The following is a 13,428-nucleotide window of genomic DNA, read 5'->3' on the forward strand; positions in this document are numbered from 1 at the left end:
GGGTCAGTGGTGATCCTTTTTAATTCCTTTTTTATCTTTTTGTAGCTTATCAGGCACGATTTCATCGACTTTATCATCCACAGCATCTGCGGCTTTGTCTTTAAGCGTGTCGTTACGGCCAGTTGCTTTATCCACCGCTTTACCTGCTACGCCGTTATCTGGTAGGGCATTTTCTACCGCTTTGCCAGCACTATCTTTTACAGCTTCGCCAGGATTACAACGTCCACTAACACCAACAGCAGCTTTGGTTGCGGCACTTTTCACGGCTTTTTCTGCAGTGCAATCAGGGTCAGTAATACCCGCATTAACAGCAAACGGTAGCAGTAATGCGAAGCTTAGGCTTAATTTCTTCATGTTAATTATCCTTGTTATGGCTAATCCCAAACTAAGGTATAGCACATGGATAAACATGCTGCGTTATAACGATTGCGGGTAATTTATAAATACTTTAACCACGGCTTTTTACTTTTTCGTTTATAGGCACTAAACCATTGAGTGGGCCAATAAAGTGCTAGAGCTAATAAGGCGGCGATAAGCCAAATCCAGCCAATGTGATCAACACCAAAATAACTCCCTTGATTAGCGCCATATATCCCATGGCCAATAGCATATAGCGCGAGTAACGCATACAAGTGCACTATATAGAAAAACATGGGTACAGAACCATATATGCGCAGAGCATTTAAAAAGCGATTTAACGGTCGCTCAAATAGCCATAAACCAAAAAACATCATCGCTAACGTGATTAATAAAAAGCTTAATGATGGCGGGTATTTAGTCACATTAAACAGCGACATTAAGGTCTCTGAACTGCTAGCAAAATGCTGCCAAGGTAAGGTTTCGCCATAGATATTAAAACCGCGTAAAATAGCAAACAATGCTACGCAGCTAAGCCCCAAGCCAATTAACCACTGTTTGCGGTTATGCGCATCGCGACTCGCTGCATATAGCGGCCCAGCACAATAACCAAGCAAAATAACGCCAACCCACGGCAGTACAGGGTAACTAATTTTTACATCAATTAAGCCACCTTGAGAGATATAACCGCGATCATGTAATATAGTCCATAAGGTATAACCCCACTCATCAGGACTAAAGTTAATTGGCGTCAGTAAGTTATGGCCAAACACAATCAGCAGCCCTAGCGCTAATAAGAGTCGTTGAGGTAAGCTAATAAGTAACGCTAGCGTGAGCATACATAAGCCAATTGCCCACATTACTTGCAGCCAAATAGTGTGAAAATAGCCCATCCACGAAAAACATATCACAGTGACTTCAAGTGCAATCAAAAACAGTCCGCGCTTAATGAGAAAGCCACGGGCTGAGCGAGCAACCCCATTCGCTGGATGGCTATACAACCAAGCCGATAGCCCGGTTAAAAATATAAAGGTAGGCGCACAAAAGTGCGCGGCAAAGCGGCTCCAAAAAAGCCCAGGGCTTGTTGCGTCTACATCCATAGGATCAGACACTTGCATATGCAAAAAGAACCGCTCTCGAACATGATCAACAAGCATTAATAAAATAACCACACCACGCATGATGTCGATACTGTGGATACGGTTTTTAATTTGCTCAGAAGTCATAGCTTATCGCTAATTTGAATTGGGTTGGAGCGCCAGGATAAGCCCACAATGCGTTATAACTACTGGCTATATAGCTTTCGTCAAATATATTATCAACATTGAGTGACACCGCTGTGCGGTCAGTTGCTTGCCATTTAGCAAATAGACCCACTAACTGATAACTTGGTAAGCGGAACGTTAAATCAGCAGGGTCGCCAAGTCGGTCTGAAATGTATTGATAATGTCCACCTACAGTGAGGTCTTGCTCAAAAACCCGTGTGTCATGCTTAAGTGATAACGATAAGTTGTTTTTCGGCACATTAACTAATGGGCTGCCCTTAGGAATTGGTACTAGCCAATCAACATTCACAACATCATTGGCTGTTTCGGCATTAACATAGGCATAAGAAATAGTGTACTCAGTAGCAGCACCTAAATTACCGGTTACATCAAGTTCTACACCACGGCTATTAGCTTCACCAACTGGCGCTGAATAACCCACATTTACAGGATCGGCCACCAGCATGTTACTTTTCGCCGCATCAAACCAGACGAGCGTGCCTGTTACATCAGCAAAACTGAATTTCATACCCACTTCAAACGAGTCACTTTCTTCAAAGCCAAATGGTTCACTTTGGGCATCAGTGCCACTGAGTGGTAAAAAGCCTTCAGAGTAGCTGGCATAAAAGTTAATGGCTTCGTTCAGCTCATACACCATACCAAAGCGTGGGCTCACGCGGTTTTCTTTACTGCTTGATGCCACGCCTGATTTAGTTTCAAAAATATCTTGGCTTATTTCATCAAAACGCAAGCCCAGCATCACTTTAAATTGTTCTGTTATATCAAGTTGATCTTGCAAGTAAATACCGTAAGCATTTTGCTGTTCGTTATTTTCGTATTGCATTGCTACTTCAGGACCTTGCTCAGTTCCGTAATCTGGCTCAAAAATATCAATTGTATAAGTATCATAGCCACCACGATAACGATACAGCCCAGTGCGTAGTTCATAATCATACGCATCAGCACCAATCAAAACATGATTAGTGATACCCGCTGCATCAAAGTGACCACTGAGCTCAAAACGTAAACTTACATCTTCAGATTCATAATCTCGATAGCGATGCTGGCGTGTTAAGGTATGACCATCATCAAACAAAGATTGACGAGATGGTGACAGCTCAGCATCAGAAGAAAAACCATTTAACGTTGCTGTACGGTAGTTTGCACCCAGTAATAATGTCCAGTCACTACTAAAATCATAGTCATAGCTTAGCTGATGACCACGTGAATGAACCTTAGTAGGGCCATCGTTTGGGTTACCTAAGAAGCGGTTTTCAGGCACGGTTTCAAAATTATTATTTAATACCACAATACCGCGATCGTACATTTGCTGCTGATCAACATATTCAAACTCATAGGTCAGTGATGAATCATCGTTAATTTGGTAATAAAGCGAAGGTGTAATAACAAACTTATCATGGTGTACGTGATCTCTAAAGCTATCACTGTCTTGCCAAGCGCCATTAATTCTAAATGCTAAATCTTCCGTAATACCATTACTGTAATCAGCTTGAAGGCGTTTATGATTGTCACTACCAAGCTCTGCTTTTAACTGCCCTTGCTGATAAAACTGCGGCTTTTTTGTAATAATATTAATCGTACCGCCGGGCTCAGAGCGCCCATACAGAGCCGAGCCAGGCCCCTTGATCACCTCAATATACTCAATGTTTGATATATCTCTTGGGCCAGCAAAACCACGACCACCACTAAAACCGTTAATCAAATAACCCGATGGCATGTTTTCATTACCTGACAAACCACGAATCGAATAACTATCCCACAAACCGCCACCATTGTTTTTGCGTGAAATACTGGCAGAAAAATCCAATGCTTCTCGAAATTTAGAAATACCATTATCAACAATAACGTCTTGACCTAATGTGGTGATCGATTGCGGTAATTCTTTTAACGGGATATCGCCGCGAAAAGCTTGTTTGTGTTCAATGGTAATGGTTTCTATATCTGACTCTGTCGCGACAGCTCCAAAAGATATTGCCGCAACGGCTAAAGATAATGCAGAGTATTTCATGGGTAATTGGTAACTTATCAAGATTGTGATTGCTTATTGTTACAATATAACACAACGCATTTTAACGTTATAGTATTACAAAATAGATTTTTGATATTTTTACAATAGTTTTTATCTTTATAGGCTCTTAAGATCATCCTAAGGTATGATCATCTCGATATAAATTAAGTGCGAGTTAAATTTGATTGAGCTCACCGCACTGATTGCCTACAATAGCGCATAATCAAATCAATGCAGATCACAATTATGACTGATACAAATAAACCCGAGTTACCAGACCAATTATCTATCAATCCACGCAGTAAGTTTTATGTTGAAGAAGTATTTGAACATGAAATTGGTGTAACCCTAAACGGCAAAGAGCGCTTTGACGTTGAAGAATACTGCATCAGCGAAGGTTGGATCAAAGTAGCCGCACCAAAAGCGCTTGATCGCCGCGGCCAGCCATTACTTATGAAAGTAAAAGGCACTGTCGACGTGTTTTATAAGTAATAAAGCACTTAGTAAGATACGACAACGCCGACTTAAATCGGCGTTACTATAAACTAAATTCATTTCAATTTGCTTGCTCCGGGTTACTACCTGGGCATGGGCAGTCATCGCCTTTTGTAAAACACTGACGATAATTAAACCAATGCGCAACAGCAATGAACGCCGCACCTACAAGTGTAAATCCTTTCTCGCCCAACTCACCGAATAGCGCCTCACCCACTGCCACGGCAAGTACCATTAAAATAACGCCTACGAATCCTGAAACCATATAACGAAAGCGCTTATGCTTTTTACAACCCAAGCTCAATGCAAGCACACTGGTAGGAATAACAGCTGCTAATATCCACAAATGAAACTGTTCGTTATCTAGTTGTAGTGCTGCAAAACTAGGTAATAGTGTGAGTAAAATAGGGGTTGCAAAACAATGAACTGTACACATCATTGAAAGTCCTATCGCAAACTTATCCATTACACTTTGTGTTGATTTCATTCTAGCTTCCTCTTATTAACCTTGGGCAGTTTTGCTTTACACTGGCAGCACACACCCGAAATTTCTAACTGCGACTCGCCCGGTGAAAAGCCTAATATTTCTACCTGTTCGAACAAGGCTTTGATTTTGTCATTTGCATCATTCATCTCTATGACTTTGTTACATGATCCGCAAATCAAAAACATTGAAAGCTGATGTTGGCAGCCTTCACTTTTATGACTGCATGCCATAAATTTATTTTCTGATTTTAAGCGATGCACTAAATCTACCGATTCAAGAAAGTCTAAAATTCGATAAACTGACATCGCTAAAATTGGCACATCCATCACTTTGTTAAACTGATCTGTTAGCTCGTATGCAGATAAAGGCTTTTTTGCTTTTAGTAATATTTCTAAAACTTGCTGACGTTTTTCAGTGAGTTTGCCACCTAAATTCGAGCACCTAACATCAGCATATCGAATAGCTTTTTTAAGCTGGTGTTGATTCACTCTAACCACACTAACTCAGATTTATTTGGCTTGAGATTTGCCATTCCTTGCCCCTTTTCATGACTCCATTTAAATCAAGTTGTCTAGACTCGCACGGCAAATACAAACTAAATAACCAATAAAGTCTATTTGATAACATTTCTTAAATTACACTTGATACAATATAACATTTCAAGCACAATTGATACAGTATAACATCCAACAAGGTAGTCAAATGAAACGAAGATCTCAATTAGCTGTGTTAATTGCAGCTTTATTACCAGCAAGTGTGCTTGCGCAAACCATTGAAGGCGTTGTTTTAAACAGTCAAGGTAAAGCAGTTTCCAATGCTACAGTGGAAGTAGAAGGCTCAGATATAAAAGTGACCACAGATAAAAGCGGTAAATTTGTTATAACCGACTTGCAAGATGGCTTAAAAGAACTTCATGTTGTTGCGTCTGGTTATGCTCACCTTCATCGCGATATTACTGTTAATAATACAAACCAATCGGTGACTTTTAATTTAAAGCGTTCTCCGATAGAAGTAATCGATATTGAAGCAACGCCCATTCACATGTCGGCAATGGAATCAGCATCCCCGGTCAGTGTGTTATCCGGCGAACAGTTAAGACGACAACAAGCTGCAACACTTGGCGACAGCCTTGAAAAGCTACCAGGCGTTAATACTAACTTTCATGGCAAAGTTGCCAGTACCCCTATTATTCGTGGTTTAAGCGGCCCTCGTGTGCTTATCACGCAAAATGGTCTTGATGTTAGTGATGTTTCACGAGTAGGTCCTGATCACTCGGTTGCATCAGAGTTTTCAACTGCACAGCAGATCGAAGTGTTGCGTGGTCCTGCAACCTTATTCTACGGCAGCGGTGCAATTGGCGGTGTTGTTAATGTTGTTGATAATCGAGTTCCTACAGATAGCACAACCCGCGGCGAGTGGAACCTAGAACACAATTCTGTTGATAATCAACAAGTGGCTTCGTTTAATGCCACCACTGGCACAGATTCATTCGCCTTTTATGCCGATGCATTCTGGCGTGAATCAGACGACTATGAAACCCCAGTAGCCGCCGACATAGATCACGACGACCACGAAGATCACAGTGGCGATTATACGGTTGAAAACAGCAGCGAAGAATCTGACGGCTTTACCGTTGGCGCAAGCTATTTAATGGACCAAGGCTTTGTTGGCATAGCGATTGAGCAATTTAATCGTCAATACGGTATACCAGGTCACAGCCATGGCGGCGAAGAAGAGCATAGTGACGAAGAAGAGAGCGTATATGCCGATTTAGAACAAACCAAAATTCAACTACTCAGTGAATATAACTTAGACAATGCATGGTTGAATAAAATAAACACACGTATAGGCCACACTGAGTACGAACATGCTGAAATCGAAAGTGGCCTAGTTGGTACCACCTTCAAAAATGAAACCAATGAATTACGCGTTGACTTATTACATAACCAATTTAATGAATGGAACGGTGGTTTAAGTTTTCATTACAAAAATAGCGATGTTGAAGCACAAGGGGAGGAAGCATTCACACCGCCTTCACAAACACAAAGCTTTGCTGTTGCACTGATGGAAGAAAAGCACTTTGGTGACTTTTTAGTACAACTAGGTGGCCGTGTTGAACGTGTAACGATAAATGCCGATAACGTGTTACTACCAAGCATTGATGCTCACGCCCACGATGAAGACATTGAACATGACGACCACGAAGATCATGCTGACACTACTCGCGTATTTGACGTAGAGCATGAGTTCACCCCTGTTAGCTTATCAACAGGTGTTGTATGGGACTTTGCACCTAGCTATAACTTAGGGCTGTCAGTATCACGTTCAGAGCGCGCACCATCAGCCTCTGAGCTACTATCATTCGGCCCACACATAGGCACTGGTAGCTACGAAGTTGGTGCGTTATTTGATATTCATGATGGTCATTTTGAACTCTCTGACCAAACTATTGATTTAGAAACAGCCAATAACATTGATTTAACCTTCCGTAAAACGCAAGGTGATATCGGCTTTATTTTTAATGCTTTCTACAATCAAGTAGATAACTATTATTACCAAATCGACACTGGTTTATATGCCGAGAGCGGCCACGACCACGGTGATGAAGATGGCCATGACCATGGCGATGAACACGACCATTCATCTGAATTACCGGTTTACTTATTCAAAACAGATGACGTTATTTTACATGGCTTTGAAGCACAATTTGCTTGGCAGCTAAGCGATGAGTTTAAAGTTGATTTATTCTCAGATTACGTTCGCGCTCGCTTAAAAGACGGTGGTGATTTACCACGTACACCTCCACTTCGCTTTGGCACAGAGCTTAGCTATCAAACCAGCAACTTAAGTGCTCATCTGCATGTAACTCGCTATCAAGAGCAAGACCGTACAGCCCCAGAAGAAACCGCTACAGACGGTTACACCATGGTTGATGCCAGTGTGTCATATGACTTATCAGTACTAAATCAAGATCTTTCCCTGTACCTGCGAGGCACCAACCTAACAGACACAGAAGCACGCGTGCATAGTTCATTTTTAAAGAATATAGCGCCACGTCCAGGACGTAGTTTTGCGCTAGGTATTCGCGGTTATTTTTAAGCGCAACAAAATTATAAATAAAGGAAATTAACATGACTAAATTATTCAAATTAAAACTTATTGCACTGGCAATTAGCAGTACATTAATTACCGCCTGTGGCGATGCAGAAACCACTATTATTGAAAAAGATCCGATTGAAGTGCCTGATGACGGCCACGATCATGGTGATGGTGATGGTGACGACCATGATCACGGCGATGAATACACAATTGATTCATTAGGTAGACTTGCAGTACTTGCTGGCGACAGCAACACCGCGAGCTTCTTTGATTTAGACGATGATGCGCTTTTGAATACATTTACCCTAACCAATGATTCAAACACACTGTCGTCATCACCTGATTTTCGTTATGCAGTGATTGCTAGCCGCGCACAAGATTACCTAGGTTTTATCGACAGTGGTTTATGGCGGGAAGACCACGGTGAGCATTTACATGACTACAAGCAAAGCCCTGCCGCAAGCAGCTTTGAGTTAACCAGCGGTAGCCGCCCAACGCACCTAGTAAAACACGATGGTAAATTAGCTATCTTTTACGATGGTGATGTTGATTCAGGCACGGTTGCATCTGTTGAAGTACTTACTGATAACGACATCACAAATGCAACGGCAGCGTTACCTGGCATCACTTACGATATCAATATGCACGGTGTTGCAGAGCCTCGCGGCGAGCATTTACTATCAACCATTCGTCGTGATGATGCCGATAGCACATCTGTTGCGAAAGTTCTGCCTGATCAAGTAGGTGTTTATCATTTTCATGACGGCGAGTACGAGCTTGAACAAACATTAGAACTTACCTGCCCAGATTTACACGGTGCAGCACAAAACCACGACTATGTTGCTTTTGGTTGTAGCGATGGCGTGCTTTTAGCCCACCAACATGATGACGAATACGAAGCTGAAAAAATAGCAAACATTGATGCCGTTGGTGACTTACGTATTGGTACTATATACGGCCATGAAGACAGCGAAACCTTTATTGGCGTAGCTTCTGGTCATGGCGGCGGCCCTGCAGTAATTGTAAGCATTAACCCTGCAGAAGCTGAAATGGAAGAACTAGAATGGCAACTTGCCGATGGCGCTAGTGCTGTATCTTACTCTTTCTCTGCACATGGCGAGCACTTTGTCGTACTTGATAGCCTTGGCTTTTTAAACGTGCTTGAAGCACATGACCACGACGGCCACACCCACTGGGAACTTGCAGGCCAAGTTGATATCACTGAAGCAGACGTTACAACCATGCCTGAAAGTATGAGCTTCTCAATGACAGTGGCACAAAATGGTCAGTTTGCCTATATAGCCGACCCAATTGCCCAGCACATTGTAAAAGTACACCTTGAAGACTTAGAAATAGAAGGTGAACTAGAGCTCACATTCCCACCAGCGGCAATCACTTGGTTAGGTATTGCAGAAGAGGAAGAGGAACACGACCACGAACACTAAGTTCTATTAGTCACGCCATACTACACATGAAGAAAAAAGGTTGGTACAAATGTACCAATCTTTTTTATTTTCTATAGAAAATAAAGGTTGCCTCTCTTTATAAAAATACCAAAATTTAAAGTTCTTTTATTTTAACTTGGTCTTTTCTGTTTAATGCCCAATCAATGAGAACCTTAAAGTTCTCCCCATTCTTTACATCACCATTTTCATCAAACGAAACTCGATAACGCCATGTGCTGATTGCGTTTATTCCCACTTCCTCAAAATACCCCTCAGGAGATGACTCTAATACTTTGATATTTATAGGCTCACCAATATGGTTTATATCATACTGTGCAACTACCCAACCATCTAGCCCGTGTCGGGCAGCGCTTGAAGGATACCTAGGCTCTATTATTACTTTTCTTATAGGCTTAATATTGCTGCTTGCAGCTTGTTTTGGGTTTAGGTATTGCGCTGTTAAGTTCTCAACCTCACTCGTTGAGATATCATCACCTTTGTAATCATTTAAAAGGTCGGTTAAATAATTTTTACTTCGCTCAGAATAAACATTTACCATTGCAAGTAGTTCATTATTTGATTGATTTGTATAGGCAAGATAAGAACTCACCTTCTCTTTAAACACATCATAGTTTTTAAGCTGTAAAAGTACGTTAAGCTCTAATAACAGCGCCCTCTTATACTCATTGGCATTTAATTCGTTACTGTTAATAGCCTTTTCTATATACGCAAGTGCATGCTCATAATCAAACTTATGCACTAAGTTTTGCGCAATAGTCTGGTCTATAATGGCCTGATCATAACCATCAAGCCCATCTAGTTCTTTTAGAATATGTAGGTTTTCAAAGCCGCTTTCCACGTACTTAAAAAGTGTCTGAGTCGCTTTAGCGCCTAATTTTTGCTCTTTAAGCTGTTTATGGCAATCATATGTAAGTGGCTGACAGGTTTGTGCAGAGTCGTAAGAGGTAGATTCACAGCCAAATAAAAAGCCTGTAAGAATAATAATATTAAGAGAAACCTTATTCATTTTATAAATCCTTTAGTATGCTCATTAGGTCCAACAATAGGAGTGTAAACTTTTCCCACAGAAAGTAAAATCTTTGTTAACTTTAACGGTGAAAATACAATATCACTGAAGCAGACGTTACAACCATGCCTGAAGGTATGAGCTTCTCAATGACAGTGGCACAAAATGGTCAGTTTGCTTATGTAGCCGACCCAATTGCCCAGCACATTGTAAAAGTACACCTTGAAGACTTAGAAATTGAAGGTGAACTAGAGCTAACATTCCCACCAGCGGCAATCACTTGGTTAGGTATTGCAGAAGAGGAAGAGGAACACGACCACGAACATTAAACTCGTATCGTGTTTAACCGTTAACGTTTTGGGCTAACGCCACAAAATAAAAAACCCCGTAATTAGCTTAACTAATTACGGGGTTTTTTATTTTGTTTTAATTGACTGAACTACTTACGACGCCAGCCGCTCCATACGTCATCTTGTTGATTGGCTTTTTTCTTCTTCTTTTTACCAGTGCCTTCAGGCTTGGCCATTGGCTTATCGTTTTTAAGCGCCTGAGCGGCATCAAGATTGGCTTGGTTTACAGCAAAACCTGTTACCTCTTCGCGCTCTAAACGAAGTTTGTTTTTCTTTTCGATAATTCTAAAGTGATGAAAGTCTTCATAATCAATTAACGATAACGCTAAACCCACTTCACCGGCACGGCCACTTCGGCCAATACGGTGCATGTAATCAGCAGGGCTGCGCGGTAAGTTAAAGTTAATTACCACTGGCAGTTTTTCAATATCTAAACCACGGGCGGCAATGTCTGTAGCAATCAGTACTTCAATCTCACCCGCTTTAAACTTTTCGATTACCCGAGAACGTTCGCTTTGGCCTTTATCGCCATGAAATACTTGCGCATTCACACCGCGTTTTTCAAGCTTGCTAGCTAAATGCTCACAGTCTTTTTTTGCGTTGATAAAAATAAGCACCTGACGCCATATATGCTGCTTAATTAAATGCGCTAAAATCGTGGTTTTCTCGCCTTTATTTACCGTAAATACGCGCTGTACAAGTGTGCTCTCTTCTTTGTTTTGTACTTGTATTTCAACTGGATTATTTAGCAGCTCTTGCGTTAATAGCTTAACTTGCTCTGGGAAAGTCGCCGAGAACAACATGGTTTGCTTTTTAGCAGGCATTAACGCTAACAGCTCAGCAAGCTCTTCAGTAAAGCCAAGGCTTAACATACGGTCAGCTTCATCAAGTACTAAGGTTGAAACTTTATCGAGCTTAATCGCATTGCTTGAGATTAAATCAAGCAAACGCCCTGGGGTTGCCACGATAATATCGGCACCGCCGCTTAATGCCTGCATTTGCGTATTTACCGACACTCCACCAAATACCGCCACTGTTTTAAGCGCGCCATTAAAGTTCGCAGAATACGATTTAACGCTATCAGCCACCTGCACTGCCAGCTCGCGTGTAGGCACTAAAATAAGCCCTGAAACAAAATTACCTTTGCTAGCCGTTTTTTTAGCGCCTTGTGCTAAAAACAGTGTTTGTAGCATAGGTAATGCAAAGGTTGCCGTTTTACCTGAGCCGGTATTCGCCCCTGCAATTAAGTCATTGCCCGCCAAGATACTTGGAATTGCTTGTGCCTGAATCGGCGTAGGTTGCGTGTATTCAAGATCAGACAATCGAGCTAATAACTCTGGAATTAGGCCAAGTTCGTTGAAATTGCTAGGGTTTGCGGCTGAGGTCATAAAAAGTGCGGGCTCATTACTAAAAATAGCCTGCAATTTTAGCGTATTTATTGCCCGTTAAGTAGGGATTAGTGATTTAAATGTGGTTTAGGTAACAGCTGCGCGCTTCGAGCTACAAACTACGAGTTAATTTGTGATATTGCTTTTTACCGAATCTAAGTAATTATAGGTGCAGAGACTTGCCCCCTCATAGAAACACAAGTGAATTAGACTATCACCGTAAGTGTTTCAAGCCTATCGAGGCTTTCATAAAAAAGCCAACAACTAAGTTGGCAATATTATTAGCTCTTACTTAGTTCTGCTTGCAGCCTAGCTTTTGTTTCTTTTAAGTAATTTATATAAGGGTATGAGTCATCTGCGATTGCTAAAGCAGATTCCATCTGTGCAAGCGCTTGGCGAGTATCACCTTGCATTTCATAACCATAAGATAGAGCAGAAAGCGCATCGACTGATTGCGGGTAGTTTTTTATATTGTACTTAAACACCTCAATAGCACGGGTAAACTGCTTGCTACCCGTTAAGTTATAACCGAGTGATCTAACCGCGCGATCGGGTGGAGATATCTGCTCGCCCCATTGCTGAGATAATGTTTTGTAATATATATCAATAGAGGCTACATCGTCAGTTAAAGCACTTATGGGCATTTGTTTAGGTAAAAATAAGTTGTAATAGGCATTAAATACGCCAGCAGCAGTGGTTAGGCCATGCGAAATACCATCAAACGCATCATTATAAAAGCGTAACCCCCGCGCTTTATGTGATTGCAGTGATTGCTGTAATTCATCATACCTTTCACGCATTATGCCGGCTTCTTCGCCGATATTTATATAAACGTAATTGTTAAGGTCTTTGCTTTTAGCTAAAAACGACTTTGTGCTTTTTACCGATGCGCCATAGTTCCACCAAACCGCAGGGCTATACGCAATATGCGCTTGGAATAACTCAGGTTTGGCTTGCAACGCATATAACGAAAATACACCACCAGCAGAGGCACCAGCAATCACATTATAGTCATGCGTACGATAATTCTTATTTACTAAAGGAATGAGCTCTTGTTCAAAAAACGCTAAAAACTTTGCCGCGCCGCCCCCTTCACCTACAGGCCCCTGCGGCTCTTTATTCACTGTAGGATACATATCTCTAAGTCGATTAGTGTTTTCAATAGCGACAATAATAACTTCAGGCGCGCGATTATCATTTTGTAAACGCTCAATAACAGCACTGGCAAGCGGTATATTACCCGCTCCATCTAGCCGATATATCACAGGGTAAACTTTATTGGGGTTAGTTTGGTAACTTTTAGGTAATTGAACGACAACTGTGCGTTCTTCGTTTAAAACAGCCGATTTAATAGTGTGCGTGTGCACAGAGTAATCAGCGGTTTGTTGTTTAGTGTTCGGTTGTGCCAAGGCACTTTGAGAACTAAAAATACTAAAGCTAATAAAACACAGAGCGGTAAGTAAGCGCATAACTAATCCCTTAGAGA

Annotated in this window: 11 protein-coding genes and 1 pseudogene; 4 read left to right on the forward strand and 8 right to left on the reverse strand. The window is 41.4% G+C overall.

The window, feature by feature from the left end; translation table 11 throughout:
• Positions 1–3: 3 nt before the first annotated feature.
• The 3 genes from NQT69_RS17175 to NQT69_RS17185 form a co-directional block, all read right to left on the reverse strand.
• A complete protein-coding gene (locus NQT69_RS17175; protein WP_256828896.1) occupies positions 4–354 on the reverse strand; it encodes a hypothetical protein in 351 nt (116 codons plus the stop codon).
• Positions 355–437: 83 nt separating this feature from the next.
• Positions 438–1,583 (reverse strand): DUF1624 domain-containing protein, encoded by a 1,146-nt coding sequence (locus tag NQT69_RS17180; protein WP_256828897.1) that lies wholly within the window; start codon positions 1,581–1,583, stop codon positions 438–440.
• Positions 1,573–3,651 carry a TonB-dependent siderophore receptor gene (locus tag NQT69_RS17185; RefSeq protein ID WP_256828898.1) on the reverse strand — a complete coding sequence of 693 codons (2,079 nt, stop codon included), beginning with the start codon at positions 3,649–3,651 and terminating at the stop codon, positions 1,573–1,575. Before NQT69_RS17185 ends, NQT69_RS17180 begins: the two co-directional genes overlap by 11 nt.
• Positions 3,652–3,897: 246 nt before the next feature.
• Here NQT69_RS17185 and NQT69_RS17190 point away from each other — a divergent pair, with 246 nt between their 5' ends.
• Positions 3,898–4,143, forward strand: coding sequence for a DUF3297 family protein (locus NQT69_RS17190; RefSeq protein WP_176372494.1), 246 nt, complete (start codon positions 3,898–3,900; stop codon positions 4,141–4,143).
• A 64-nt stretch (positions 4,144–4,207) separates the two neighbouring features.
• On the opposite strand, the gene NQT69_RS17195 is transcribed toward NQT69_RS17190, so the two are convergent.
• Positions 4,208–4,633, reverse strand: a complete 426-nt coding sequence (locus tag NQT69_RS17195) for a MerC domain-containing protein (protein ID WP_256828899.1) — start codon at positions 4,631–4,633, stop codon at positions 4,208–4,210.
• The gene (locus NQT69_RS17200; protein ID WP_256828900.1) at positions 4,630–5,121 is read right to left on the reverse strand and encodes a Fur family transcriptional regulator; all 492 of its coding nucleotides are present in this window, start codon (positions 5,119–5,121) and stop codon (positions 4,630–4,632) included. The genes NQT69_RS17195 and NQT69_RS17200 overlap by 4 nt, the downstream gene beginning before the upstream one ends.
• A gap of 214 nt (positions 5,122–5,335) precedes the next feature.
• Here NQT69_RS17200 and NQT69_RS17205 point away from each other — a divergent pair, with 214 nt between their 5' ends.
• Positions 5,336–7,732 carry a TonB-dependent receptor gene (locus tag NQT69_RS17205; RefSeq protein WP_256828901.1) on the forward strand — a complete coding sequence of 799 codons (2,397 nt, stop codon included), beginning with the start codon at positions 5,336–5,338 and terminating at the stop codon, positions 7,730–7,732.
• 32 nt (positions 7,733–7,764) lie between these two features.
• Positions 7,765–9,177 carry a 5-methyltetrahydrofolate--homocysteine methyltransferase gene (locus tag NQT69_RS17210; protein ID WP_256828902.1) on the forward strand — a complete coding sequence of 471 codons (1,413 nt, stop codon included), beginning with the start codon at positions 7,765–7,767 and terminating at the stop codon, positions 9,175–9,177.
• A gap of 115 nt (positions 9,178–9,292) precedes the next feature.
• Here NQT69_RS17210 and NQT69_RS17215 read toward each other — a convergent pair whose 3' ends face one another.
• On the reverse strand, positions 9,293–10,204 hold the full coding sequence (locus NQT69_RS17215; protein WP_256828903.1) for an energy transducer TonB: 912 nt from the start codon (positions 10,202–10,204) through the stop codon (positions 9,293–9,295).
• A gap of 98 nt (positions 10,205–10,302) precedes the next feature.
• Between NQT69_RS17215 and NQT69_RS17220 the strand changes: the two are divergent.
• Positions 10,303–10,533 (forward strand): annotated as a pseudogene (locus NQT69_RS17220) (5-methyltetrahydrofolate--homocysteine methyltransferase); the annotation flags it as partial.
• Positions 10,534–10,643: 110 nt separating this feature from the next.
• Here the strand turns inward: NQT69_RS17220 and NQT69_RS17225 are convergent.
• Together NQT69_RS17225 and NQT69_RS17230 are read right to left on the reverse strand one after the other, a co-directional pair.
• The gene (locus tag NQT69_RS17225) at positions 10,644–11,942 is read right to left on the reverse strand and encodes a DEAD/DEAH box helicase (protein WP_256828904.1); all 1,299 of its coding nucleotides are present in this window, start codon (positions 11,940–11,942) and stop codon (positions 10,644–10,646) included.
• Positions 11,943–12,223: 281 nt separating this feature from the next.
• A complete protein-coding gene (locus tag NQT69_RS17230; protein ID WP_256828905.1) occupies positions 12,224–13,411 on the reverse strand; it encodes an alpha/beta hydrolase-fold protein in 1,188 nt (395 codons plus the stop codon).
• Positions 13,412–13,428 lie beyond the last annotated feature (17 nt).

Source organism: Pseudoalteromonas shioyasakiensis (genome assembly GCF_024518675.1).
Taxonomy (GTDB): domain Bacteria; phylum Pseudomonadota; class Gammaproteobacteria; order Enterobacterales; family Alteromonadaceae; genus Pseudoalteromonas; species Pseudoalteromonas shioyasakiensis_B.